29 protein-coding genes are annotated in these 24,108 nt (G+C 39.7%); 3 read left to right on the top strand and 26 right to left on the bottom strand.

Annotated elements, in window-relative coordinates; translation table 11 throughout:
• The first annotated feature begins 22 nt into the window (after positions 1-22).
• Together hslO and dusB are read left to right on the top strand one after the other, a co-directional pair.
• Positions 23-895: an Hsp33 family molecular chaperone HslO gene (gene hslO / locus EL079_RS08365; RefSeq protein ID WP_003032653.1), complete on the top strand. Its 873-nt coding sequence runs from the start codon at positions 23-25 to the stop codon at positions 893-895.
• On the top strand, positions 882-1,853 hold the full coding sequence (gene dusB, locus EL079_RS08360) for a tRNA dihydrouridine synthase DusB (RefSeq protein ID WP_003032637.1): 972 nt from the start codon (positions 882-884) through the stop codon (positions 1,851-1,853). Before hslO ends, dusB begins: the two co-directional genes overlap by 14 nt.
• A gap of 72 nt (positions 1,854-1,925) precedes the next feature.
• Here the strand turns inward: dusB and EL079_RS08355 are convergent, their stop codons facing one another.
• From EL079_RS08355 to EL079_RS08345, 3 genes are read right to left on the bottom strand one after another with little or no spacing between them, the layout of a single operon-like run.
• The gene (locus tag EL079_RS08355) at positions 1,926-2,369 is read right to left on the bottom strand and encodes a GNAT family N-acetyltransferase (RefSeq protein WP_003032630.1); all 444 of its coding nucleotides are present in this window, start codon (positions 2,367-2,369) and stop codon (positions 1,926-1,928) included.
• A 46-nt stretch (positions 2,370-2,415) separates the two neighbouring features.
• Complete coding sequence (locus EL079_RS08350; RefSeq protein WP_003032647.1) at positions 2,416-4,845, bottom strand: ATP-dependent Clp protease ATP-binding subunit; 2,430 nt, start codon at positions 4,843-4,845, stop codon at positions 2,416-2,418.
• 3 nt (positions 4,846-4,848) lie between these two features.
• Entirely contained in the window at positions 4,849-5,310 is a 462-nt protein-coding gene (locus EL079_RS08345) for a CtsR family transcriptional regulator (RefSeq protein WP_018543607.1), read from the bottom strand.
• 259 nt (positions 5,311-5,569) lie between these two features.
• Between EL079_RS08345 and EL079_RS08340 the strand changes: the two genes are divergently transcribed.
• Positions 5,570-5,920 carry a hypothetical protein gene (locus tag EL079_RS08340; protein ID WP_003032639.1) on the top strand — a complete coding sequence of 117 codons (351 nt, stop codon included), beginning with the start codon at positions 5,570-5,572 and terminating at the stop codon, positions 5,918-5,920.
• A 380-nt stretch (positions 5,921-6,300) separates the two neighbouring features.
• On the opposite strand, the gene EL079_RS10005 is transcribed toward EL079_RS08340, so the two are convergent.
• The 23 genes from EL079_RS10005 to rplX form a co-directional block, all read right to left on the bottom strand.
• A complete protein-coding gene (locus EL079_RS10005; RefSeq protein WP_003032651.1) occupies positions 6,301-6,957 on the bottom strand; it encodes a Cna B-type domain-containing protein in 657 nt (218 codons plus the stop codon).
• A gap of 78 nt (positions 6,958-7,035) precedes the next feature.
• On the bottom strand, positions 7,036-11,646 hold the full coding sequence (locus tag EL079_RS08330) for a Cna B-type domain-containing protein (RefSeq protein WP_018543609.1): 4,611 nt from the start codon (positions 11,644-11,646) through the stop codon (positions 7,036-7,038).
• 377 nt (positions 11,647-12,023) lie between these two features.
• Positions 12,024-13,067 (bottom strand): translation elongation factor Ts, encoded by a 1,044-nt coding sequence (gene tsf / locus EL079_RS08325; RefSeq protein ID WP_003031142.1) that lies wholly within the window; start codon positions 13,065-13,067, stop codon positions 12,024-12,026.
• An 82-nt stretch (positions 13,068-13,149) separates the two neighbouring features.
• The gene (rpsB, locus tag EL079_RS08320) at positions 13,150-13,932 is read right to left on the bottom strand and encodes a 30S ribosomal protein S2 (protein ID WP_003026510.1); all 783 of its coding nucleotides are present in this window, start codon (positions 13,930-13,932) and stop codon (positions 13,150-13,152) included.
• A gap of 232 nt (positions 13,933-14,164) precedes the next feature.
• Positions 14,165-14,638 (bottom strand): sigma-70 RNA polymerase sigma factor region 4 domain-containing protein, encoded by a 474-nt coding sequence (locus tag EL079_RS08315; RefSeq protein WP_003031176.1) that lies wholly within the window; start codon positions 14,636-14,638, stop codon positions 14,165-14,167.
• 426 nt (positions 14,639-15,064) lie between these two features.
• Complete coding sequence (gene rplQ, locus EL079_RS08310; protein ID WP_003026513.1) at positions 15,065-15,451, bottom strand: 50S ribosomal protein L17; 387 nt, start codon at positions 15,449-15,451, stop codon at positions 15,065-15,067.
• Between the two features lie 11 nt (positions 15,452-15,462).
• Positions 15,463-16,401 (bottom strand): DNA-directed RNA polymerase subunit alpha, encoded by a 939-nt coding sequence (locus EL079_RS08305; RefSeq protein ID WP_003029466.1) that lies wholly within the window; start codon positions 16,399-16,401, stop codon positions 15,463-15,465.
• Between the two features lie 44 nt (positions 16,402-16,445).
• The gene (gene rpsK, locus EL079_RS08300; protein ID WP_001118385.1) at positions 16,446-16,829 is read right to left on the bottom strand and encodes a 30S ribosomal protein S11; all 384 of its coding nucleotides are present in this window, start codon (positions 16,827-16,829) and stop codon (positions 16,446-16,448) included.
• A 19-nt stretch (positions 16,830-16,848) separates the two neighbouring features.
• Positions 16,849-17,214: a 30S ribosomal protein S13 gene (gene rpsM, locus EL079_RS08295; RefSeq protein ID WP_002262317.1), complete on the bottom strand. Its 366-nt coding sequence runs from the start codon at positions 17,212-17,214 to the stop codon at positions 16,849-16,851.
• A 15-nt stretch (positions 17,215-17,229) separates the two neighbouring features.
• Positions 17,230-17,346: a 50S ribosomal protein L36 gene (gene rpmJ / locus EL079_RS08290; RefSeq protein ID WP_001808836.1), complete on the bottom strand. Its 117-nt coding sequence runs from the start codon at positions 17,344-17,346 to the stop codon at positions 17,230-17,232.
• A gap of 24 nt (positions 17,347-17,370) precedes the next feature.
• Positions 17,371-17,589, bottom strand: a complete 219-nt coding sequence (gene infA / locus EL079_RS08285; protein ID WP_001029883.1) for a translation initiation factor IF-1 — start codon at positions 17,587-17,589, stop codon at positions 17,371-17,373.
• Between the two features lie 115 nt (positions 17,590-17,704).
• On the bottom strand, positions 17,705-18,343 hold the full coding sequence (locus EL079_RS08280; RefSeq protein WP_003031144.1) for an adenylate kinase: 639 nt from the start codon (positions 18,341-18,343) through the stop codon (positions 17,705-17,707).
• A gap of 242 nt (positions 18,344-18,585) precedes the next feature.
• Positions 18,586-19,893, bottom strand: coding sequence for a preprotein translocase subunit SecY (gene secY / locus EL079_RS08275; RefSeq protein WP_003031167.1), 1,308 nt, complete (start codon positions 19,891-19,893; stop codon positions 18,586-18,588).
• Between the two features lie 12 nt (positions 19,894-19,905).
• Positions 19,906-20,346: a 50S ribosomal protein L15 gene (gene rplO / locus EL079_RS08270; protein ID WP_003031172.1), complete on the bottom strand. Its 441-nt coding sequence runs from the start codon at positions 20,344-20,346 to the stop codon at positions 19,906-19,908.
• Positions 20,347-20,501: 155 nt separating this feature from the next.
• Positions 20,502-20,684: a 50S ribosomal protein L30 gene (gene rpmD / locus EL079_RS08265; protein ID WP_002894509.1), complete on the bottom strand. Its 183-nt coding sequence runs from the start codon at positions 20,682-20,684 to the stop codon at positions 20,502-20,504.
• A 13-nt stretch (positions 20,685-20,697) separates the two neighbouring features.
• A complete protein-coding gene (rpsE, locus tag EL079_RS08260) occupies positions 20,698-21,192 on the bottom strand; it encodes a 30S ribosomal protein S5 (protein ID WP_003029472.1) in 495 nt (164 codons plus the stop codon).
• Between the two features lie 18 nt (positions 21,193-21,210).
• The gene (rplR, locus tag EL079_RS08255; RefSeq protein WP_003031156.1) at positions 21,211-21,567 is read right to left on the bottom strand and encodes a 50S ribosomal protein L18; all 357 of its coding nucleotides are present in this window, start codon (positions 21,565-21,567) and stop codon (positions 21,211-21,213) included.
• 81 nt (positions 21,568-21,648) lie between these two features.
• On the bottom strand, positions 21,649-22,185 hold the full coding sequence (gene rplF, locus EL079_RS08250) for a 50S ribosomal protein L6 (RefSeq protein WP_003029474.1): 537 nt from the start codon (positions 22,183-22,185) through the stop codon (positions 21,649-21,651).
• Between the two features lie 95 nt (positions 22,186-22,280).
• Positions 22,281-22,409 carry a hypothetical protein gene (locus EL079_RS09950; protein WP_265416450.1) on the bottom strand — a complete coding sequence of 43 codons (129 nt, stop codon included), beginning with the start codon at positions 22,407-22,409 and terminating at the stop codon, positions 22,281-22,283.
• Positions 22,410-22,427: 18 nt separating this feature from the next.
• Positions 22,428-22,826 (bottom strand): 30S ribosomal protein S8, encoded by a 399-nt coding sequence (gene rpsH / locus EL079_RS08245; protein ID WP_003026535.1) that lies wholly within the window; start codon positions 22,824-22,826, stop codon positions 22,428-22,430.
• Positions 22,827-23,012: 186 nt separating this feature from the next.
• Positions 23,013-23,198, bottom strand: coding sequence for a type Z 30S ribosomal protein S14 (locus tag EL079_RS08240; RefSeq protein ID WP_001085699.1), 186 nt, complete (start codon positions 23,196-23,198; stop codon positions 23,013-23,015).
• Positions 23,199-23,215: 17 nt separating this feature from the next.
• Complete coding sequence (gene rplE / locus EL079_RS08235; RefSeq protein ID WP_003026536.1) at positions 23,216-23,758, bottom strand: 50S ribosomal protein L5; 543 nt, start codon at positions 23,756-23,758, stop codon at positions 23,216-23,218.
• Between the two features lie 23 nt (positions 23,759-23,781).
• Positions 23,782-24,087 (bottom strand): 50S ribosomal protein L24, encoded by a 306-nt coding sequence (rplX, locus tag EL079_RS08230; RefSeq protein WP_003026539.1) that lies wholly within the window; start codon positions 24,085-24,087, stop codon positions 23,782-23,784.
• Positions 24,088-24,108 lie beyond the last annotated feature (21 nt).

Below are 24,108 nucleotides of genomic sequence, written 5' to 3'. Positions count from 1 at the left end.
TTTTTATGTTACAATAAAGGGTATGGACAAGATTATTAAAACAATTTCAGAAAACGGAGCTTTCCGAGCTTATGTACTGGACAGTACTGAAACCGTTCGGACAGCTCAAGAAAAACATCACACTCAGGCCAGCTCAACTGTAGCACTAGGTCGCACGCTCATTGCCAGTCAAATCCTTGCCGCAAACGAAAAAGGAGATACAAAAATCACCGTCAAAGTGCTAGGGACAAGCTCTCTCGGTGCTATTATCACCGTTGCAGATACAAAAGGTACTGTCAAAGGTTATGTGCAAAATCCCGGCGTAGACATTAAAAAAACCGCGACTGGCGAAGTGCTGGTCGGACCATTCGTTGGAAATGGCGAATTCCTCGTCATTACAGACTATGGAACTGGAAATCCTTATCATTCTATGACTCCGCTTGTGTCCGGTGAGATTGGCGAAGATTTGGCATTCTATCTAACAGAAAGTCAACAGACTCCTTCAGCTGTTGGCTTGAACGTTCTACTAGATACCAACGACAAGGTCAAGGTTGCTGGCGGATTTCTCTTGCAAGTTCTCCCTGGTGCCAAAGAAGAAGAAATCACCCGCTTTGAAAAACGAATCCAAGAAATGCCTGCTATTTCAACACTTTTGGAATCTGAAAACCATATTGAAGCCTTGCTTTCAGCTATCTATGGCAACGATCCCTACAAACGCTTGTCAGAAGAAGAGCTCCGCTTCCAATGTGATTGCAGCAAAGAACGGTTTTTAAATGCCCTCTCAAGCCTACCTAAGTCAGATCTTGAAGAAATGCGAGATGAAGACCATGGCGCTGAAATCACTTGCCAATTCTGCCAAAGCACATATCATTTTGACGAAAACGACTTGGAGGAACTCATTCGTGACAAATCTTAATACCGCTTTTTTGATTGGTGATGTAAAAATTCCCAACCGGACTGTTCTTGCTCCCATGGCAGGCGTCACCAATTCAGCTTTTCGGACGATTGCAAAAGAGCTGGGTGCAGGTCTTGTCGTCATGGAAATGGTCTCAGACAAGGGCATTCAGTACAACAACGAAAAGACACTTCACATGCTGCATATTGATGAAGGAGAACATCCCGTTTCCATTCAGTTGTTTGGGAGTGACGAAGATAGTTTGGCGCGCGCTGCCGAATTTATCCAAGAAAATACCCAAACAGATATTGTGGATATCAATATGGGCTGTCCTGTCAATAAAATTGTCAAAAACGAAGCTGGAGCAAAATGGCTTAAAGATCCAGAAAAAATCTATTCTATTATCAATAAAGTTCGTTCTGTTCTAGATATTCCGTTGACCGTGAAAATGCGTACTGGTTGGGCAGATGCCTCACTAGCTGTGGAAAATGCTCTTGCAGCTGAAGCTGCTGGTGTGGCGGCTCTTGCTATGCACGGTCGTACACGCGAGCAGATGTATACTGGGCATGCTGATCTTGAAACCCTCCACAATGTTGCGCAAGCCTTAACCAAGATCCCTTTTATTGCCAATGGTGACATTCGTACCGTGCAAGATGCTCAACAGCGTATAGAAGAAGTGGGGGCAGATGCAGTCATGATCGGGCGTGCTGCTATGGGCAATCCGTATCTCTTTCATCAAATTAACCACTATTTTGAAACAGGAGAAATCCTGCCTGATCTCAGCTTTGAGGATAAAATGCAAGTCGCTTACGATCACTTGAAACGTCTAATTGACCTCAAGGGCGAGCATATCGCTGTTCGAGAATTTCGGGGGTTGGCACCTCATTACCTTCGTGGAACAGCAGGAGCTGCCAAGCTTCGTGGCGCTATCGCACAAGCTAATAGCCTCGCAGAAATTGAAGCATTGCTCCAAGTCTAAATATCAGAAAAACACCAATCATCTGGGAAATTATTCCTAAATGGTTGGTGCTTTTTATTTAAAGAGTAATTTCTACCAGGTATCTATCTGAGTCATTTCAGTCCTTGCTTGATTGCGGTAAATGAGATCTTCTCGAACAGAGAAACCTAATTTTTCCCAAAAACGATTTCCTTCTGTATTCCTTTTGAATACGACCAAAGCGACCTTGTGAATTTTTAACTCATCTAAGACAGTTAAAACTGTCTCAACCAACTGCCGAGCAATCCCTCTCCTACGGTAATTCGGATGAACAGCTGTATGGTAGATATAGGCTCTTCGTCCGTCCGAACCAACTAAAATCGCTCCGATAATCGTTTGATTTTCTACTGCCACCAGACAAGTTTGAGGATTTCTCTGCAAAAACTGAGCAATTCCCTCTTTTGAATCATCTAAATCATTCAATCCCATGCCTGCACATGATAACCACAATTGATAAACCTGATCATAATCCGTTTCTGTCATTTCACGAATGTTCATATTAAAATACCTTATCTATTCCCAGATGAATGCTTCGTATAAAAACTCAGAGCACTTCAAACTTCAGCTTTCCAGCTTTGACACCGACTTTCAAACTTTGTCCCGTCTGTAACTCACCAGCTAAAAGTAATTCGGATAAATGATCTTCTACCTGAGTTTGTAGAGTTCTGCGAAGTGGTCTTGCTCCCATTTCAGGGTCATAACCTTCTTTAGCCAGAAGTTTCAAAGCACTAGGTTGGAATTTCAGCTCAATTCCTTTTTCAGCGAGACTGACAATGAGTGGTTGCACCATAATTTTCACCACTTCTTGCATGTCTTCGCTAGTCAGGCTATGGAAAACAACCTTTTCATCAATCCGGTTGATAAATTCCGGACGATAACTTTTCTTGAGCTCTTCCATCATCCGTTTTTCCATGCTTTCATGATCAAAGCGGGCATCACGCGCTCCAAAACCGACCGTCTTATCATCCCGCAAACTTGTCGCACCAAGATTGCTGGTCATAATGATAATGGTATTGGAAAAATCCACCTTGCGTCCCTTACTGTCGGTCAGCACCCCGTCATCTAAGACTTGTAGAAGCACATTGAAAATATCAGGATGTGCTTTTTCTACCTCATCAAAGAGGAGTACAGAGTACGGACGATTGCGAACTTTTTCAGTTAATTCGCCCCCTTCTTCATAACCGACATAACCTGGAGGCGCTCCATTAAGGCGACTGGCAGCAAATTTCTCCATATATTCACTCATATCAAAACGAATGAGTGCTGTTTCATCATCAAAGAGAACTTCTGCCAAAGCCTTAGCTAGCTCAGTTTTTCCGACCCCGGTTGGCCCTAAGAACATAAAGGAGCCGATGGGACGTTTGCTGGTGCGGATGCCGGATTGATTGCGCCGAATCGCTCGACTGATAGCAGAAATTGCTTCATTTTGCCCAATGACCCGTTTGTGCAACTCCTTTTCTAAATGGAGGTATTTCTTCGCATCTGTTTGCGTCAACTTTTGCACAGGAATGCCCGATAAACCGCTGAGTGTTGCCAAAATATCCTCGTCTTTAACCTTTAGTTTGTAGACAATTGGCTGACTTTCTTTCTCCAACAAAGCGCCAACCTTTTTCCAATCGCCTGCCATTAAAGCCTCGTCTGCTGCACTCAATTCTGCTTTTACATGATTTTGCGGACCTTTATTTTGTACCGTTGCGGCAGCTTCATCTAGCAAATCAATCGCCGAGTCAGGAAGATGTTTGCTTGTTAGATAACGATGAGCATACTTAACAGCCGTCTCAATCGCTGAATCTGTAATTACCACCTTGTGGTGTTCTTCATAGCTTTTCTTGAGCCCCTGTAAAATCGCAATACTATCAGCTACCGTAGGCTCTTCAATAGTAACCTTGGCAAATCGCCGTGAAAGAGCCGCATCTTTTTCAATATATTTCTGGTACTCTTCTTGTGTCGTTGCGCCGACCGTTCTGAGCGTCCCTCTAGCCAAAGCTGGCTTGAGAATGTTCGCTGCATCTAATGTCGAATCAATCCCACTGCCAGAACCCATAATAGTATGAAGCTCATCAATAAAGAGAATCACATGCCCGTCTGCTTCAATATCATTGATAATATTGTTCATCCGCTCTTCAAAATCACCGCGAAAACGAGTCCCAGCTACCACATTCATCAAATCCAGCTCCAGAACTCTCATCTTTGCAAGCTCATTTGGAACCTGACCAGCAGCCACACGCTGCGCCAAACCAAGGGCCAGTGCTGTTTTCCCAACTCCTGCATCTCCAACCAACACTGGATTATTTTTCGTCTTGCGACTTAAAATCTGAAGCATACGAGAAATCTCTTTATCACGTCCGACAACCGGTTCTAAAAGACCAGCACGAGCCATTTCGGTTAAATCACGGGTATAATCTTCTAGTCCGCCACTGGTAGAAGGAGGCATCCCCATCATATTGGCCATCGTTTGTTTCGCTGCAGCAGTATTTTTATTTAAGTGGCGAATGGCCTTTATATCTTCTTTACCCCAGCTAGCCTTATGCTCTAAGTTTTTCCGAAGATCGGTCATACGTAAAACGCCTTCTTTATCCTCATAGCTAAAGCCTGTAAATTCAAGGAGACGTGCCGCCAAACTTCCTCGGTCAAACAGCATAGCTAACAACACATGCTCTGTCCCAAGATTCTTAGCATGCACAGCCTCTGCAATTCGCTCAGCTGTTAAAAACAACACTTTCACACGATGAGAAAATGGCCAAATGGTAAAGCTTCCCTCTTGTTGATAAATCTTTCCTGTGATATGAAAGGCTGCTTTCTCAAAATCATCAATTTCAAGCGGATAATCATTTAAAACAGAACCCGCAACACTATAAGGATTATTCGCCATGGCAATCAACAAATGCCAAGACTCCAAATAATCCGTTTCAAAATGACTCGCTAACAGTTGTGCCGACTCAATACTTTCTGTCAAAGCTTTTGAATATTTCATATATTAGTTTTTCCCTTTTCTATCAACTTGTTGTAAAATTTTCTTTAACATCCGCGCACGAATCTGTGCAGCATTTACTCCCAATACCCTGTCTGTTGTCGTCGCTAAAAGAAGGTTACCTTCTCTTTCCGTCATGATTTTTTCATCAAATAGTAGCTGAATAATATCTGTAAAAACCTGCTGACTGATCTGTTCACCAACTCTATGCAGCAAATCACAAAGCAGCTCATGATGATTAGAGAATTCAATCCGACCAATCCGAATGTAGCCGCCTCCACCACGCTTGCTTTCAACAACATAGCCACGACTTTCCGTAAAACGTGTCTTGATGACATAATTTATCTGACTTGGAACAACCTGAAAAACATCCGCAATTTCACTGCGCTTCAACTCTGCAATCCCAGCTTGAGCTAAAAGCGCTTTGATATATTCCTCAATACTGTCTGACGTATTCTTATGGCTCATGACAACCCTTTCTTCCAGTTCTTTCTTTTGCTCCATAAATGAGCAACTGACATTGACTATCTTTGACTAATATTATACCGAAAATCTCTTATTTTTGAAAGAAAAAGACCTAAATGAAAAACTGAAAAGTCTGATTATTCAAGCAAGTGAAAAAGCTTATAGAATAGGAATAATTCGAGTGTAAACGCTTGCCTTTTAATTTTAAAGCGTTATAATATAGATGAAAATTTGACGATAATAATAAAAGGAGGCCAAATGAATGAAAATGGATTGGTTCAAATATACACGTCATGTACTGGTTTGGTTGGTTTCAACTTTATTCTTTTTTACAGTTATTTCCGCTGATTATGTGGATGTCCAAGTCGTCCCGTTAGTCATCTGCTTATTTGCTCCATTTTTATTTGAACCGTCTTCAATAAACCCTAAAACAAAATGGACAATTGATTTAGCCATCATTACTGTAAGTGTCTGTGCTATTCTCTTTACACAAACATATCGAATCGCTTTTACCTACTCCGAAATTACCTATCTACTAATTTCTTTAATCGTTTTAATCTTTGTAGACTTAGTCATTTCACACAAAGGATTCACGAAAAAAATTGTAAAATAATCGCAGACACTATTAGAAAAGGCTAGAGAGTTATATCAGCTCTCTAACCTTTTTATTTATGATTTAAACGCTAACTATTGATTGCCTTAGTTTTGACCAAGAGCAGCAGCCATAGTTGCAGCTACTTCTGATTCAAAATCGTTGGCAGCTTTTTCAATACCGTCACCCACTTCAATTGACAAAGAACCCTTAAAAGAGTTTGGGACAAAAAGATTTCAATTTTTAAAAATCTTAATTATTAAGCCCTTCAAATCTATAATTAAATGCGAAAAGCGAACAAAGCAGAATTCTGATTACCAGAAAACTAGTTTTGTTCGCTTTTTATATTTGAGGTCGGACTTTTGTCCCAGCCTCTTTACTCGATCTATCTGATGATAGAATTACGCCTTCTTCTTTAACAAGTAAGCAGCTCCACTTAAGGTGAACAGACCTGCAAGTAATGCAAAGAATGAATTTTGACTACCTGTTGAAGGGAGAATTTTCTTCTTCGACTTCTCTGGTGTATGACGATTCGTGATATTCATACCATCTACCTTTGGTGTGTAACCTTCTGGTACCGAAACTTCTTCCACCGTATAAGTGATTTCCTTACCTGCTTCATATTTGGCAAGTTTTTCAAAGCTATATTTCCATCCAGTTGCTTCGCCTGCTGTCACTACTTTGCCCGTATCTTTGCCATTTGCTAGCAATCTTACTTGAATCTCTTTTGGACGAAGACCGTCTTTGTCATTATCATCGTCCCAAGTCTTTTGACCGCTGACTGAAGTCACCTCTGGAGTGTGGTTGTTAGTCAGATTTATGCCATTTGGTTCAGATGTATAGCCTTCTGGCACTTTTACTTCCTTAACAGAGTAAACAATTTCTTTGCCATCCTTGTAACGATCCAAACCTTCAAAGCTGTATTTCCATCCAGTTGCTGCACTCGCTGTCGCCATTTTGCCAGTATCTTTGCCATCTGCCAATAAACGTACTTTGATTTCAGTAGGACGAATATTATCTTGGTTATTGGCGTCATTCCAAGTCTTTTGACCAGTCACTTTGATTGTTTTTGGTGTGTACTTGTTGGTAATAGTGTACTTACCATCTGCAGAAGGTTCTTTTGGATTGATAGTGGTCTAACCCTCAATCTTAGTGATTTCTTTCACTTCATATTTGATTTCTTGACCATTCTCATACTTCGGTAATGGTTTTGACTCAAAGGCCCAACCTTTTTCTTCTGAAGTTTCAATTTCATCAACGATTTCTTTGCCTTTCAGAATTTGGACCTTCACTGTAGCTGTTCGTTTGCCATCTTGGTTGTTGTTATCTTCCCAAACTTTCTTACCAGAAATGACAATCGTTTCTGGTGTGTGCGTATTGGTGATTTCTTGACCCTTGATAGAGGTTTCATATCCTGCTACAGCATCTTCCTTGACAGAATAGACAATTTCTTGACCTGCTTCGTATTTTGGAAGATTACTAAAGGTATGTTTCCAAACATTGCCATTCGCTGGATCTGCTTCAGCGACTTTAATATCATATTTCTCAACTTCAGTGGTCACACCGCCAACTGTCTTCATCAAATGAACCGTGATATGATCTGGACGTTTGCCGTCTTGGTTGTTGTTATCATTCCAAGTTTTCGTCACTTGATAATCAATCAATTTTGGTGTGTATTTGTTGGTAATATTGAAATCATTGATTTCGCTAGTATATTCAGAAACTACTTCTTCGGTCAGGCTATATTTAATAACCTTGCCTGCTTTGAATTTAGGAAGTTTAGTAAATACTGTAGACCACGTTCCGTCAGCTGCCGCTTTCACTTCTTTGGAAGCTACTTTTTCACCATCTGCCAAGAGATTAACCGTAATATATTTCGGACGTTTACCATCTTGGTTATTAGCGTCATCCCAGTTCTTCGTTGCTTTAATATCAATTGTTTCTGGTGTGTATTTATTGGTAATAGTAAAGCCTGTTTTAGCATCTCCGCTGATTTCAGTTGTATAACCAGCTACTGAACTCACTTCAACTACTTTGTAATCAATCGGAGCTCCGCCTTTATCTGCATCTAAATCCGTGAAGTTACCTGCCCAGCCATTGGCTTCTGATAGTTCAAGAGTTTTATCTGTATCTTGACCGTCTGCCAAGAGTTTAACAGTAATCTTAGTTGGACGTTTGCCATCTTGGTTATCGACATCATCCCAGATTTTTTTCACTGGAATTTGCATTTTAGCTGGTGTATATTTGTTAGTGAAGACAAGATCTTTCGCTTCTTTCGAAACCGTTGCTTTTAATTCAGTAGCACTAATTTTTTCAACCTTGACTTCTACTTCTCGAACAGTCTTATCATAAGTTACCCCAGTCTCTGTTCCTTCAACTTCTGAGATAGTATACTTATGCGTTCCTACTTGGTTTTCATCATAAGTCAATTCGTCAAAAGCAAAGTTTCCGTCCACATCATTAGTAACAGTTTGAACGACGCTGCCATCTGTCTTTTTCAGGGCAAAGTTATATTTACCTGCTTCCAGTGTTTTACCTTCTAGCACTTTCTTACCAGCAATTTTTACTTTGGTTGCTGGTGCTGGTGTGTATTTGTTAGTGAAGACAAGATCTTTCGCTTCTTTCGAAACCGTTGCTTTTAATTCAGTAGCACTGATTTTTTCAACCTTGACTTCTACTTCTCGAACAGTCTTATCATAAGTTACCCCAGTTTCTGTTCCTTCAACTTCTGAGATAGTATACTTATGCGTTCCTACTTGGTTTTCATCGTAAGTCAATTCGTCAAAAGCAAAGTTTCCGTCCACATCATTAGTAACAGTTTGAACGACGCTGCCATCTGTCTTTTTCAGGGCAAAGTTATATTTGCCTGCTTCCAGTGTTTTACCTTCTAGCACTTTCTTACCAGCAATTTTTACTTTGGTTGCTGGTGCTGGTGTGTATTTGTTGGTAAACGGCTTTTCATCGTCATAGACAACAGTTGATTCAAGGGTGCCTTTACCGTTATCAGTCACTGTAATCGTAGCAGTGATAGTCTTGGTATCATAAGTTACCCCAGGAATATTTCCTACTTTTTCAGCAATCTTATAAGTATAGATTCCAGCAGTAGCAAATGTTAATTCTGAGAACTTAACATTTCCTTCTTTGTCATTCTTAACAGTTTCTTTAACATTGCCATCTTTATCGGTCAAAGTGAACTCGAACTCATCAGCTTTCAACTCACGACCTGTAAGTGTTTTCTTCACTCCAAGACGCATCTTTGCTTTTTCAGCTTTATAAGTATTTACGAATTTCTGAATTCCACCATTATCAATGACAGAGATGGCTCCAGGAGGAAGTGATGAGTCCGAAGTTGCGAAATTCGCAAAAGGAACTGTTAAAGTAGAAATCTGGTCATAAAGAGGGGTTGCAACAAGTTTACCCTGCCCAGGATCATACACAGAAACTGTGACGCCGACACTTCTTGAATCGTGAGTCACACCGTTAATCGTTTGACCAGCATGAGCTTCAACAATAGTGAATTTGTACTGCCCTTCCTTGTCGAAAGGAATATCCTTGAAGACAACATGACCATTGGCATCATTTTTAGCGCGTTGAACTTCGGTTCCTTTCTCATCTTTCAAGATGAATTCAAATTCATCTGCTTGAAGAGGAGTCGGACGATTACCAGTCAATTCTTTATCAACGAAGATATCAGTTTTAGTTGGTAATAATTTATATGTATTTGTGACAGTCGTAGCATCTGTTTGATTGGCTGTGTAGCCGCCTACGGTAGTGACTGGTTTTTCCTGAGCATCTACTTCTTTAACACTATAAGTGTACTTCTTAGCATTTGCATCTGTCGCAGGAAGATTGGTCCATTCAACAGTTCCATCTGTCTTTGGAACTTCTTTCTTCTCAGCATTAGCTACAGCTTCCTCAGTTCCACCTTCCAATGTACGATACAGTTTGAAATAGAATTTTGGACGGGCATCAGCCTTACCACCAGACCATACTTTCTTAGCCGTTACTTTTGTTTTTGGAACCTCATAAGTGTTGGTTACTTGTGTCTTGTCCGCATTGTAAGATACGACATAGTCACTTGTTCCTCCTACAACCGTTTCTGTATCAGCTAAAGGGAGATTGGTCTGGTCTTGAAGTTCGCGAACAGAGTAGACTAACTCTGTGGTTCCATCGACATCGTACTTAGGTAGTTGATTTTTCCACTTGTAAGTGTAGACACCGTTAGACTCTGTCACTTCAGGAGTATAGTTCCCTGAGACAGGTTTTGAATCTGCAACAGTTTGTCCTTTCTTATGGACATACAAGCCAAGTTTGACTTCTTTGTAGTCAGTTTTCTTTCCGCCTACCCAAGTCTTAGTGGCTTCAAAGTCAACTGTCACACGTTTATTAGAGATGTTGAGGGGAACACCTTTTCCACCTTTCATCTCTACTTCAAATTCTTGACTATTTACCTGATAGCCTGATTTCGGAGTCTTTTCTTTAACAATATACTTCCCATCATTGAGAGCCTTTGAAAGAGCAATTCCGTCTTTATCCGTTGTCACTGTGTCGACTAATTTGTTAGTGCCTTTCTCAAAGATCTCAAAGACAACGCCTGCCAACTTAACATCTGCATCAGCTTCGTCGAATTTTGTGATTTTGATCTTTCCAGCAATATCAGCTGTGACTGATGCACCTGCAGCCTTAACCGTTTTCAGCGTTACAACACTCTCTTTACTTGTATTAATCTTATCACCCCATTTTTTCCACGTTAACTGGGGCTCATTATCAATCAAAAATTGTGCTGAATTCTTAATCTCAGAGGTATCAGCTGGTGAAGTTGTCGCATATTCAAGAAAGAAACTCTTCTTTCCCATATTAGTTGGCATCAGCAATTTAAAACTACGCTTACCATTTGTCAGTGTAAGCAAAGCCGTATTATCAGAGTCCTTTTTATATTCTTCAGGATCAGTCGTTACTTTATAGGGTTTAATTTTCCGTTTAAGATTAGCAAAATTCGTATTTGTTGTATCAAACTCCGCTTCATTTAGTGCAAAACTACCATCTATATAAGAAGCAAATGCCCCTAAACTAATATCATCGGTTATTTCAATGGTTTTATTCTTTAAATCCTGTTGAGATCGGTTAATCCTTACATAATAACCTGCTTTTGCAAGACTTCCGTGATTCCAGCCACCTTTGTAAATGACCTCTCCTTCAACAGGAGCCTGTTGCGTTTTCAAAGTCTTGAATGTAATTATTTGCGTTTTACCTCCCGGCAAAACGTAGGTAACTATCTTATCTTCTTTTGTGACTGTCTCTTTTGCACTAGCAAAGAAATCCCCACGAATATTCTGTTTATCCTCTACTTCGCTATTAAAAGTGAATACCAATCGGTGTTTGGCACTCTCTACCCTCACATTCCCTATAGTCTTTCCTGATATTTTATCTTCCAACTTGAGGGTTCTATCCTCTAAACTCAGATTAGAAGGGGCTTCTACTATAAAAAAATCTCCCTCCTTAATCTCATTTGCTGTTACATTTGGAAATGAAAATTCTCCCGAATACTTTAATGCAACTGTAGTATCATTTTCACCATGATAACCCGTTGACTCATCTCCAGTAGAGGCAATGGTGATTTTCAAATTCTCGAATTTAGCCTTATCGGTAACATCAGCAGCAGAAACCCGCTGGACATTCCAAAATCCTAAAACAGTAAAAATCGTTAGTAAAGATAAAAAGAAGCTCATCCACTCTTTTAGCCTCATAATCAATCTCTCCTTCTTTCATAAACAAAACTAAAAGAACACCTATCCTTTTAGTCTACATTATAGCTAATACTATTATAGCTCAAATAAATAGAAAATCCATATATTCGTAAGTGTTTTTTTTTGACACAATGTAAACTTCAGTTTTCTAAAATAGGTTCCCTAATCCCAGAACTCTTAGTATTTTATTAAAACGAAAGGCTCTGGACAATGAGGAATCTATCACATATTCCAAATTTAGAAAAAGCCTCATACGAATCACCATTAAAAGCAACAAAGCTTTGGAAAGATTCATATGAGACTTCTTATAAATACCACAAAACAGGGAAAAGCAGGAATCCTATCTCATGTTATTTTATATGTTTGTTTTTTTATTCTTAGTTTTGACCAAGAGCAGCAGCCATAGTTGCAGCTACTTCTGATTCAAAATCATTGGCAGCTTTTTCAATACCGTCACCTACTTCAAAACGAGTGAAGCTTGTAATTGTCACACCTTGACTTTCAAGGAATGCTTCAACAGTCTTGCTGTCATCCATGATATAGACTTGCGCAAGTAATGTGTAAGCTTGGTCAACTTTTGTATTGTCCAGCATGAAGCGATCCATTTTACCAGGAATAATTTTGTCCCAGATTTTTTCTGGTTTACCTTCAGCTGCAAGACCAGCTTTGATGTCTTCTTCAGCTTGTGCAATCACTTCATCCGTCAATTGAAGTTTAGAACCAAATTTGTAGTGTGGAAGCGCTGGTTTACCAACCATTGCACGACTTTCGTTGTCTTGATCAATTTTGTGGTTCATTTGAGCCAATTCATCATGGATAAATTCTTCACTCAATTCTTTGTATGAAAGAACAGAAGGTTTCATAGCGGCAACGTGCATTGCCACGTGTTTTGCAAGATCTTCGTCACTGCCTGAAAGAACTGTGATAACACCGATACGTCCACCATTGTGTTGGTAAGCTCCAAATACTTGATCATCTGCTTTTTCAACAACTGCAAAACGACGGAATGAGATTTTTTCTCCGATGGTAGCAGTTGCACTAACATAAGCAGCTTCAAGTGTTTCACCTGAAGGCATTGTCAAAGCAAGTGCTTCTTCATTGTTTGCTGGTTTGCCTTCTGCGATTACTTTAGCTGTTTCGTTTACCAATTCAACGAATTGAGCATTTTTTGCTACAAAGTCTGTTTCTGAGTTCACTTCAACGATAGCGGCAACATTGCCGTTTACATAGACACCAGTCAATCCTTCAGCAGCAACACGGTCTGCTTTTTTAGCAGCTTTTGCCATACCTTTTTCACGAAGCAATTCAATTGCTTTTTCGATATCGCCATCTACTTCTACAAGTGCTTTTTTAGCGTCCATGACACCAGCACCAGATTTTTCACGCAATTCTTTTACAAGCTTAGCTGTAATTTCTGCCATTTTGATCCTCCAATTAAGATATTACGGTTTTATTTAATAAAAAGGGGAGGGCTAGGCCCCGCCCCATAAGTTCGTTACTTGATTATTCGTTTGAGCCTTCGACAACTTCAACGATTTCTTCGATAGAATCTGCTTGTGAATCAGTTGCAGCTAATTCTGCTTCTACTGATTCAACGTTATCTTCACCTTGACGGCCTTCGATAATTGCATCAGCCATTTTCGCAGTGATTAACTTAACAGCACGAATAGCATCGTCGTTAGCTGGAATGATGACATCAATGTCATCTGGATCTGTATTTGTATCCACCATCGCTACAACTGGAATACCTAATTTCTTAGCTTCTTTCACAGCGATTTGTTCTTTATGTGGATCCACAACATACATCACATCTGGAATACGTGGCATTTCTTCGATACCACCCAAGAATTTTTCAAGACGAGCGCGTTGTTTGTTAAGAAGAGCGACTTCTTTTTTAGGAAGAACATCAAAAATTCCGTCTTCTTCCATACGTTTGATTTCTTTCAAACGAGCAACACGTTTTTGAATCGTTTCCCAGTTTGTAAGCGTTCCACCCAACCAACGGTGGTTGATGTAGTATTGACCAGCACGTTCTGCTTCTTCTTTTACAGCATCAGCAGCTTGTTTTTTCGTACCAACAAACAAGATAACTGCATCGTTAGCAGCCGCATCACGCATAAAGTCGTATGCTTGATCTGCAAATTTTACAGTTTGTTGCAAGTCGATAACGTGGATACCGTTACGTTCTGTGAAGATATACTTCGCCATCTTAGGGTTCCAGCGACGAGTTTGGTGACCAAAGTGTACACCAGCCTCAAGAAGTTGTTTCATTGAAATTACTGCCATGAGTAATGTCTCCTTTTTTGTTTTTTCCTCTCCCAGATTTCAACTCGCAAAACCACCCGTAGGCAACGGCTTCACAATTCATCTGAAATGAGTATTTGCCGATTACACGACATCTACTATCATATCAAAATTTCTTCCATTTTACAAGAGGGTTTCTGCTTTTTCATGCCAAATGCACGAAGAAAATCATTCGAAATTTATAACCTTTTAAAAGGGAAAGTCCTGACTTATCTTAATCACTATAATCTTTTAAGTAGGCTCTTAATTCTCGAATCATGGCTTGGCGGCCTTTGAACCGTTCATCGGCTAGTAAGCGCTCGTACTGCTCCTGTTTCTCTGGGCTCAGTTGAGCTTGATAGCTCTTTAGCTGGTCTCGGAGAATCACCAATTCATCCAGATATAGTTCTTTTAGGCTGAGCTTGTGACCAATCTCGCTCACTTCTTCATAAGCTTGACGATCGAGTTTGCGTTTTTGACTTTCCTGTTTACGGAGGATGTCCAGAATATGATTGCGGAACTTGGTCTTATAGTAAACATAGAGCTGACTTTCTTCTTCTACCAGCTGCGGATACTGGCTTACCAACTGATAGAGCACCAACATCCCCTCTTGTTCCCAATCGCTTAATTCCCACAGGTGGACATAATATTCCCTCCGACACTTCAGCACAATTCCTCTTACCTTGCCATATAACTCCTTGAACTCCATCTTCTTCTCCTTCCTTTTTCTTACCTTTTAAGGATAGCAAACTTGAAGCTTTTAGGAGGGCTGGGTAGCTGTTCTACTCTTTTCGGTTTCTATTTCGCGCTTCTTAATACACCTATCTATCTCTTCAGGTACTTTTACATTCTTTTCAGCGGATAAAGTTAAAATTAACAGATGTCTGTTTGGGAGTTTTCATGATAAATTCAGTATTATAATTCTATAAATTCTGTAGTGAAGCACCGATTATGAAATTCTAAAAAACGCCTGCTTACGAAATTGTTTTTTTGTAAAAGCAATTTCGTAAACAAGCGTCTACGTTTCTTATCATAAGATGAGTGTTCCCGCTAGGAAAAATCCTAGCGGTAGACCAGAGCTAGACTAAGAGTAACATTACTCCATCATCATAACACTCAACAAAATTGATAAAAATTATACTAATTCAATGATTGCCATTGGGGCAGCATCACCACGACGTGGTTCAGTTTTGAGGATACGAGTATATCCACCGTTACGTTCTGCATAACGAGGAGCTAAATCAGAGAATAATTTTTGAAGAGCAGTAGTTGAAGTATACTTTTCTGTTTCTTCATCATAGTTTTCTGATGCAATTTCGTTACGAACAAAAGCTGCTGCTTGACGACGAGCATGCAAATCACCACGTTTACCCAAAGTAATCATTTTTTCAACTGTTTTACGGATTTCTTTAGCACGAGCTTCTGTTGTCACGATTGATTCGTTGATAATCAAGTCAGTAGTCAAGTCGCGAAGCATTGCTTTACGTTGTGAGCTAGTGCGTCCTAGTTTACGGTAAGCCATGTTTTCCTCCTTTATTTATCATTTTTTAATCCAAGACCGAGATCAGCAAGTTTTACTTTCACTTCTTCAAGACTCTTACGTCCTAGATTTCTTACTTTCATCATTTCAGGTTCGGTTTTTTCTGTCAAATCAAATACAGTATTGATACCAGCACGTTTCAAACAGTTGTACGAACGAACTGACAAATCTAATTCTTCAATTGTACGATCCAACACACGATCATCTGAAACCTTTTCTGTTTCTTTCATCACATCGGTAGATTTTGCTACTTCAGTTAAGTTAGTAAACAGGTCTAAATGTTCCGTTAAAATGCGCGCAGAAAGCCCTAGAGCATCTTCTGGAATAATCGTCCCGTCTGTCATGATTTCAAGAGTTAATTTATCAAAACCATCGTTGCTACCAACGCGAGCTGGTTCAACTTGATAATTAACTTTTTTCACCGGCGTATAGATTGAATCTACCGCAAGCGTCCCTACTGGTGCATCATCTTTTTTATTTTCATCAGCCGGTACATAACCACGACCTGTATTTACGGTCATAATAGCTTTTAAGCTAGCGCCTTCACCGATTGTAAAAAGATAATGATCAGGGTTTACAATTTCAATATCACTATCTGTCAAAATATCACCAGCAGTGATTTCTGCAGGACCTTCAACATCAAGCTCAATTGTCTTTTCGTCTTCGACGTAAGATTTTACAGCAATCCCTTTGACGTTCAAAATAATCTGCATCACGTCTTCACGGACACCTGGAACTGTATCAAATTCGTGTAATACACCTTCAATATTGATAGATGTTACAGCAGCACCTGGTAGAGATGCAAGAAGTACACGACGAAGTGAGTTCCCAAGCGTTGTACCATAACCACGTTCTAGTGGTTCTACTACAAATATGCCGTAGTTTTTATTTTCATCAATTTTTGTTATATTTGGTTTTTCAAACTCAATCATTTAGTTACTCCCTCTTAAACGAAAAGCAGTGTAATGGTTTATGATTATACACGGCGACGTTTTGGAGGACGAGCACCATTGTGTGGCACAGGAGTCACATCACGAATAGCTGTTACTTCAAGACCAGCGGCAGCAAGCGCACGAATAGCTGACTCACGACCAGAACCTGGACCTTTAACAGTAACTTCAACTGATTTAAGACCGTGTTCTTGTGCAGACTTTGCAGCAGCTTCAGATGCCATTTGGGCAGCAAATGGTGTAGATTTACGAGAACCTTTAAATCCAAGAGCTCCAGCAGATGACCAAGCAATTGCGTTACCATGCACATCAGTAATCATAACAATAGTGTTGTTAAATGTAGCGTGAATATGAGCAATACCAGATTCGATATTTTTCTTCACACGACGTTTACGTGTTGGTTTAGCCAAGACTTTTTACCTCCTTATATTATTTTTTCTTACCAGCAATCGCAACAGCTTTACCTTTACGAGTGCGAGCGTTGTTCTTAGTGTTTTGTCCACGTACAGGAAGTCCACGACGATGACGGATTCCACGATATGAACCAATTTCCATCAAACGTTTGATGTTTAAGTTTACTTCACGACGAAGGTCACCTTCAACTTTGATAGCATCCACTTCACGACGGATAGCGTCTTCTTGATCAGATGTTAAATCTTTCACACGAATATCCTCTGAAACTCCAGCAGCTGCTAAAATTTTCTTAGATGTTGGAAGACCAATACCGTATACATAAGTCAGTGAAACAACTACACGTTTGTCATTTGGAATATCAACTCCAGCAATACGAGCCATTTTTTCTCCTTTCTATTATCCTTGACGTTGTTTGTGTTTTGGATTTGCTGGGCAAATCACCATAACACGACCATTACGACGAATAACTTTGCAGTATTCGCAAATTGGTTTGACCGATGGTCTTACTTTCATTTCTTATCCCTCCAAGTATTTCGATTATTTAAAGCGGTAGGTGATCCGTCCACGTGTCAAATCATAAGGACTCATCTCGACAGTAACACGGTCTCCCGCTAAAATACGAATATAGTTTTTACGAATTTTACCAGAAACTGTTGCTAAAATCTGATGTCCATTTTCAAGTTCAACCGTAAACATTGCATTCGGCATTGTATCAACTACTTTGCCTTCAACTTCAATCACATCGTCTTTTGCCACGCAAAAGCACCCCCTAAATTTCGATTCATTCCTCTGAACACAGAGGTAACAATTATAAGTCAGACTAATTCATTGTATCACTACTTGTCAAATATTGCAAGTGTAAAAAACGCTTTTATTTTAACTTTAACAAGACTTTTTCAATATCTTTAAATACATCATCAATCTCTTGATTTCCTTGAATATCATAAACCAAATTTTGAGAACGATAATGCTCAATAATTGGTGCTCCTTGAGCGATATTGACATCTAAACGGCGTTTCACGGTTTCTGGCTTGTCATCCTCACGTTGATAATAATCCTCTTCATTATAATCTGCTGGTGGATTGAAGACTTTATGGAAGGTTTCTCCCGTTTTTTTGTGAATAATCCGTCCGCTCAAGCGCTCTAGCAAGCTGTTAGGATCCACTTCGATATTAACAACCCCGTCTAAAGTAAGCCCAAGTTCAGCAAGTATCTGATCCAGTGCATGAGCTTGATCAATGGTGCGTGGGTAGCCATCTAATAAAAAACCTTTTTCTTTAATATCATCTTGTGCTAAACGTTCTTTGACAATTCCATTAGTCACTTCATCTGGCACTAATTCACCTTTGTCAATATATGATTTCGCAAGTACCCCCATTTCAGTTTGGTTTGCCATAGCTGCACGGAACATATCCCCTGTTGAGATATGCGCAACACCAAATTCCTCAACGATTTTGGCTGCTTGAGTCCCCTTGCCTGCACCTGGCAAGCCCATAATCAAAAGATTCATGATCCTTCTCCTTTTTTGTTTTTAAATAAATCTATTATAAATTCTTAATAAACTTGTTTAAAAACAAAATAGAAAGAGTGGGACAGACTTCAGAAAATCTATGATTTTCGATTTGCTCTCCCACCCCGCAACATAGTTGATTCAGGATGAAAACAAAAACTCATTTTCATCATCAACCACTGCGTTCGTACTTTAACGCAAATTGCTTTTGAAAGTATAGAATATCTTTCTTTACTCTGTTTCTATTCTGTTGTATTCATAAAGCCAGTATATTTTCTCTTTAGAAGATAACCTTCAAGTTGTTTCATCCCTTCAATACCAGTTGCAATAATAATCAACAAACTAGTACCACCCAAAGCAACAGCATCTGTCAATCCAAATAAATCTTTTGCTAAAATCGGTAAAATCGAAATAAAGCCTAAGAAAAGTGAACCAACTGTTGCCAAGCGACGAAGCAGCTTGGACATGTATTCTTCTGTACCTTTGCCCGGACGGACACCATGAATATAGGCACCGCTCTTTTGCAAATTCTCTGCAGTTTTCTCTGGATTGATTTGTACAAATGTATAGAAAAATGTAAACAAAATAATCAAGAGTGCGTACATCACAATTCCGCTTGCGGTTGTTGTTGCAAACAAGGACTGAGCCACTCGAACCCACTGTGTATTGTGACCTGTAGCTGTCAAAAATTGGAAAATAGCTGCAGGTGCGGCAGTAATCGAACTTGCAAAGATAACCGGAATAACACCTGCCGGATTGACCTTCAAAGGAAGGTATGAGCTAGAAGGCGCACCTTGCGCAATCTTTGTATACTGGATTGGAATTTTGTATTCTGCTTGTTGAACGAAGGTTGTAAAGTAAACAATGAGCAAAACAGCTATAATTAGAATAGTCACAAAAATGATAGATGAAGTAATACGGCTGCTTGGTACATTGACAAAGTAGTCTACATATATACTCTTAATCATTCCTGGAATTGCTGCTACGATACCTGCAAAGATAATCATAGAAACACCATTACCATAGCCTTTATCTGTGATTTGTTCCCCTAACCAAGTCACAATCATAGAACCTGTTGTCAAAAGGAAACCAATCAGCAAATAAGTTTGCCAGTTAGGCGTTGCCACCAACTTAGCACTAGACAAGGTATGGAAACCTGCTGTAATACCGATAGATTGAACAAACGCCAAGACTAAGGCAATATAGCGCGTTGCTTGATTTAACTTTCTTCGTCCAACTTCACCTTGCTTGCCCCATTCTACAAACTTAGGTAAAATATCCATTTGTAGCAATTGAACAACAATAGAGGCGGTAATATACGGACTAACTCCCAATGCAAATACTGAGAAATTTCGCAAAGCATTACCTGACACAAGGCTGAGCATGTTTAGAAATGAAAGCCCGTTAAGAGCTTCCAAGCTTTTTGCATTAACACCTGGAACCGTAATCGTCGTACCAATTCGAAATACTAATACAATAAAAATTGTAAAGAGAATTTTTGAACGAACCTGTTTGATTTTTAATGCATCTTTTAATAGTTTAAAAAACATAGGTCACCTCGCTTAGATGACTTCCACTGAACCACCTTTAGCAGTGATAGCTTCTTCGGCTGATTTAGAGAATTTAGCTGCTTTCACAGTCAATTTCTTTGTCAATTCGCCGTTACCAAGAATCTTAACACCAGATTTTTCAGCTTTTACAATCCCTGCTTCGATAAGGACAACTGGAGTTACTTCTGCCCCGTCTTCAAAAACATTCAATTGATCAAGATTTACAATTGCATATTCTTTACAATTGATGTTCAAGAAACCACGTTTTGGCATGCGACGGAACAATGGTGTTTGTCCACCTTCAAAACCAAGACGAACTTTACCACCACTACGAGCTTTTTGACCTTTTTGACCACGTCCAGCTGTTTTACCATTACCAGATGAAGTACCACGACCAACACGGTTACGGACTTTACGAGAACCTGTAGCAGGTTGTAATTCATGAAGTTTCATTATATTTTTTCTCCTCTTTTGTAAAATGCTAGCGCTTATACTGAGAAAAAGGTGTCCTCAGTATAAACTCGCCTATACATATATTCAGTTTTAGGGGCTGAGAAACTCCCATCCCCTAATGTATGTTAAATTTAAAGTTGTTAAATCCGCAATGCTTATTTAACTTCTTCAACAGTAACCAAATGTGATACTGCAGTAATCATACCACGTACTGCTGGATTATCTTCTTTGATAACTGAGCTGTTTAATTTGCCAAGTCCAAGTGCTACAACAGTTTTACGTTGTGACGGGATGCGTCCGATTGGAGACTTAGTCAAAGTAATTTTAATTTGAGCCATGTGATCCCCTTTCTTATGCCAAGTCAGAAACTGAAATACCACGAAGGGCAGCAACTTCTTCAGCGCGTTTTAATTGTTTCAAACCTTCAACAGTTGCACGAACGATGTTGATTGGAGTGTTAGAACCAAGTGATTTAGATGTTACATCTGCTACACCTGCCAATTCAATGACGGCACGAACAGCGCCGCCAGCAGCTACTCCAGCACCTTCTACAGCTGGTTTCAACAAGACACGAGCTCCACCAAATTCAGATGTTACTTCGTGAGGAATTGTTGTGCCAACCATTGGTACTTCAATCAAGTTTTTCTTCGCATCTTCAACTGCCTTGCGAATTGCTTCTGGTACTTCTTGAGCTTTACCAGTACCGAAGCCTACACGACCATTGCGGTCACCGACAACTACAAGAGCTGCAAAACGAAGACGACGTCCACCTTTAACAACTTTAGTAACACGGTTAATCGCAACTACGCGTTCTTCAAGTTCAACTGCATTGTCTTTAAATGCCATTTTTTAGTGTCCTCCCTATTAGAATTTCAATCCGTTTTCACGAGCTGCATCAGCCAAAGCTTTTACACGTCCGTGATATAGATATCCACCGCGGTCAAACACCACTTCAGTAATACCTTTAGCAACTGCACGTTCAGCAACAAGTTTGCCGACAACAACGGCTTGTTCAGTTTTAGTTCCTTTTGAAACTTCTTTGTCAAGAGTTGAAGCGCTTGCGAGCGTTACACCCGCTACGTCATCAATTACTTGAGCGTAGATGCCTGTATTAGAACGGAATACGTTCAAACGTGGGCGATCAGCAGTTCCAGAGAGTTTTCCGCGAACGCGACGGTGGCGTTTTTGGCGGATTTTATTTTTATCTGGTTTCGAAATCACAATTTTCACCTCTTAATTTTATTGCGTGCCTAAGCACAAAGTTGGAAATAAATATTTTGGTTAAAAAACAACCTTATAATATTATTTACCAGTTTTACCTTCTTTACGGCGGACGAATTCACCAACGTAGCGGATACCTTTCCCTTTATATGGTTCAGGAGCACGCAAACTACGGATATAAGCAGCAGTTTGTCCAACTACTTCTTTTGAGATTCCGTTCACAACAATAGTCGTTGGATTTGGAAGTTCAAAAGTAATACCTTCAGGAGCTTCCACTTCATCTGGATGAGATTTACCAACTGAAAGTACCAATTTTTTACCTTGAAGTTGAGCACGATATCCAACCCCACGCATTTCAAGTTCTTTCTTGAATCCTTCTGATACACCATGAACCATGTTGTTCAAAAGAGCACGAGTTGTTCCGTGGATTGTTTTCATTTCTTTTGTATCGTTTGGACGGTGAAGAGTTACTTCAGTTCCTTCCACACGAATATCAATATCTTTAGAGAACGTACGAGTGAGTTCTCCTTTAGGTCCTTTTACAGTTACGACATTGTCTTTGTTTGTCAATTCGACACCAGCAGGCAATACGATAACTTTATTACCAATACGTGACATGTTATTTTTTCTCCTGTTAAATTGTCAGGTCGTCCGAGGACGGCCAGTTTTCACGGGGGAACTATCATAGCAGTTTGTACGATAGTTCTAACGTTTTATTCAAATACATCATTCAAATCAGTTTTGCTAATCTGAACACGAGCTACGGCCTGTGTGAAAAAGATAAATCTATCTTGAATGCGGGCATTCATCGCTAGATTTTCTATTTTCACTTTGTCCGTCACGCTCTTTGTATCATGCAATTACCAAACGTAGGCGATTACTTCCCCACCAACATTCTTTTGGCGTGCTTCTTTGTCAGTCAACAAGCCTTCAGATGTTGAGATAATCGCAATTCCAAGTCCATTCAAGACTTTTGGAAGATCTTCACATTTTTTGTAAACACGAAGTCCTGGTGTTGAAACACGTTTCAAACCCGTGATAACTTTTTCACCATTTTGACCGTATTTAAGGAATACACGAATAACACCTTGTTTATCATCTTCAATGTACTCAACGTTCTTCACAAAACCTTCGCGTTTAAGGATTTCAGCAATCCCTTTTTTGATATTTGATGCAGGTACTTCTAGCACTTCATGTTTTGCTTGATTCGCATTACGAATACGTGTCAAAAAGTCTGCAATTGGGTCAGTCATAACCATTTTGTTTTTTCTCCTCTTACTAGTAGTTTGATAATTCACTTGCTAGTTAATGATTGAGCTAGGCTCAGAATATTATTTTATTTATAGGTTTCATTTTCTAAGTGAGTCTAGGCATTCGCTCGCAAGCATAACTTGGGTTAGGCAAGAGCGAATAACGACGACTCACGGCGAAAATGGAAGCTATAATTACCAAGAAGCTTTGGTAACGCCTGGAATTTGTCCTTTGTATGCTAACTCGCGGAAGCAAACACGGCAAAGTTTAAACTTGCGGTAAACTGAATGTGGACGACCACAACGTTCGCAACGAGTGTAAGCTTGCGTAGAGAACTTCGCAGGGCGTTTGTTCTTAGCAATCATTGATTTTTTAGCCAATTTATTTACCTCCTAGATTATTTTGCAAAAGGCATTCCAAGGCCTGTAAGCAATTCACGTGATTCTTCATCCGTGTTAGCAGTTGTCACAATAACAATGTCAAGACCACGAGTCTTGTCAACATCATCAAAGTTGATTTCTGGGAAAATCAATTGTTCTTTCACACCAAGTGTGTAGTTTCCGCGTCCATCAAATGATTTTGTTGGAACACCGTGGAAGTCACGAACACGTGGAAGTGATACAGTAACCAATTTATCCAAGAATTCATACATGCGTTCGCCGCGAAGAGTTACCTTAGCACCAATCGCTACACCTTCACGAAGACGGAAGCCGGCGATAGATTTTTTAGCTTTAGTGATAAGTGGTTTTTGACCTGAGATAAGAGCAAGCTCTTCAGCAGCTTTTTCAAGATTTTTAGCATTTGATACAGCATCTCCAACACCCATGTTCAAAACGATTTTATCCACTTTTGGCACAGCCATAACAGATGAGTAGTTAAACTTTTCAGTCAAAGCAGGAACTACTTCATTAAGATATTTTTCTTTTAAACGATTAGCCATTATACTTCTCCTTTCCTTCGTGATTAGTCAAGCACTTCGCCTGATTTTTTATTGTAACGAACTTTTTTGCCGTCTACAAACTTGTAGCCAACACGTCCTGCAACACCATTTTTGTCCAACACTTGAACATTAGACACATGGATTGGTGCTTCTTTTTCCACGATAGCACCTTGAGGATTTTCGTTATTCGGTTTTTGGTGTTTCTTGATGATGTTCACACCTTCAACAACAACTTTATTTACTTTTGGAAGTGCGGCAACGACTTTGGCTTCAACACCTTTGTCTTTACCAGCAATCACGCGAACTTTGTCGCCAGTTTTTACAAACATTGGTTTCTCCTTTGATTTCTT

The sequence above is a fragment of the Streptococcus anginosus genome, assembly GCF_900636475.1.
Lineage (GTDB): Bacteria > Bacillota > Bacilli > Lactobacillales > Streptococcaceae > Streptococcus > Streptococcus anginosus.
This window is presented reverse-complemented; position numbering and strand designations above follow the sequence as displayed.

Excerpts from the sequence above, each read along its gene's own strand:
- hslO (WP_003032653.1), top strand. The coding sequence starts at position 23 with ATGGACAAGATTATTAAAACAATTTCAGAAAACGGAGCTTTCCGAGCT.
- EL079_RS08355 (WP_003032630.1), bottom strand. The coding sequence starts at position 2,369 with ATGAACATTCGTGAAATGACAGAAACGGATTATGATCAGGTTTATCAA.
- EL079_RS08350 (WP_003032647.1), bottom strand. The coding sequence starts at position 4,845 with ATGAAATATTCAAAAGCTTTGACAGAAAGTATTGAGTCGGCACAACTG.
- EL079_RS08345 (WP_018543607.1), bottom strand. The coding sequence starts at position 5,310 with ATGAGCCATAAGAATACGTCAGACAGTATTGAGGAATATATCAAAGCG.
- EL079_RS08340 (WP_003032639.1), top strand. The coding sequence starts at position 5,570 with ATGAAAATGGATTGGTTCAAATATACACGTCATGTACTGGTTTGGTTG.
- EL079_RS08330 (WP_018543609.1), bottom strand. The coding sequence starts at position 11,646 with ATGAGGCTAAAAGAGTGGATGAGCTTCTTTTTATCTTTACTAACGATT.
- tsf (WP_003031142.1), bottom strand. The coding sequence starts at position 13,067 with ATGGCAGAAATTACAGCTAAGCTTGTAAAAGAATTGCGTGAAAAATCT.
- rpsB (WP_003026510.1), bottom strand. The coding sequence starts at position 13,932 with ATGGCAGTAATTTCAATGAAACAACTTCTTGAGGCTGGTGTACACTTT.
- EL079_RS08315 (WP_003031176.1), bottom strand. The coding sequence starts at position 14,638 with ATGGAGTTCAAGGAGTTATATGGCAAGGTAAGAGGAATTGTGCTGAAG.
- rplQ (WP_003026513.1), bottom strand. The coding sequence starts at position 15,451 with ATGGCTTACCGTAAACTAGGACGCACTAGCTCACAACGTAAAGCAATG.
- EL079_RS08305 (WP_003029466.1), bottom strand. The coding sequence starts at position 16,401 with ATGATTGAGTTTGAAAAACCAAATATAACAAAAATTGATGAAAATAAA.
- rpsM (WP_002262317.1), bottom strand. The coding sequence starts at position 17,214 with ATGGCTCGTATTGCTGGAGTTGATATTCCAAATGACAAACGTGTAGTT.
- rpmJ (WP_001808836.1), bottom strand. The coding sequence starts at position 17,346 with ATGAAAGTAAGACCATCGGTCAAACCAATTTGCGAATACTGCAAAGTT.
- EL079_RS08280 (WP_003031144.1), bottom strand. The coding sequence starts at position 18,343 with ATGAATCTTTTGATTATGGGCTTGCCAGGTGCAGGCAAGGGGACTCAA.
- secY (WP_003031167.1), bottom strand. The coding sequence starts at position 19,893 with ATGTTTTTTAAACTATTAAAAGATGCATTAAAAATCAAACAGGTTCGT.
- rplO (WP_003031172.1), bottom strand. The coding sequence starts at position 20,346 with ATGAAACTTCATGAATTACAACCTGCTACAGGTTCTCGTAAAGTCCGT.
- rpmD (WP_002894509.1), bottom strand. The coding sequence starts at position 20,684 with ATGGCTCAAATTAAAATTACTTTGACTAAGTCTCCAATCGGACGCATC.
- rpsE (WP_003029472.1), bottom strand. The coding sequence starts at position 21,192 with ATGGCATTTAAAGACAATGCAGTTGAACTTGAAGAACGCGTAGTTGCG.
- rplF (WP_003029474.1), bottom strand. The coding sequence starts at position 22,185 with ATGTCACGTATTGGTAATAAAGTTATCGTATTGCCTGCTGGTGTCGAA.
- rpsH (WP_003026535.1), bottom strand. The coding sequence starts at position 22,826 with ATGGTTATGACTGACCCAATTGCAGACTTTTTGACACGTATTCGTAAT.
- rplE (WP_003026536.1), bottom strand. The coding sequence starts at position 23,758 with ATGGCTAATCGTTTAAAAGAAAAATATCTTAATGAAGTAGTTCCTGCT.
- rplX (WP_003026539.1), bottom strand. The coding sequence starts at position 24,087 with ATGTTTGTAAAAACTGGCGACAAAGTTCGCGTGATTGCTGGTAAAGAC.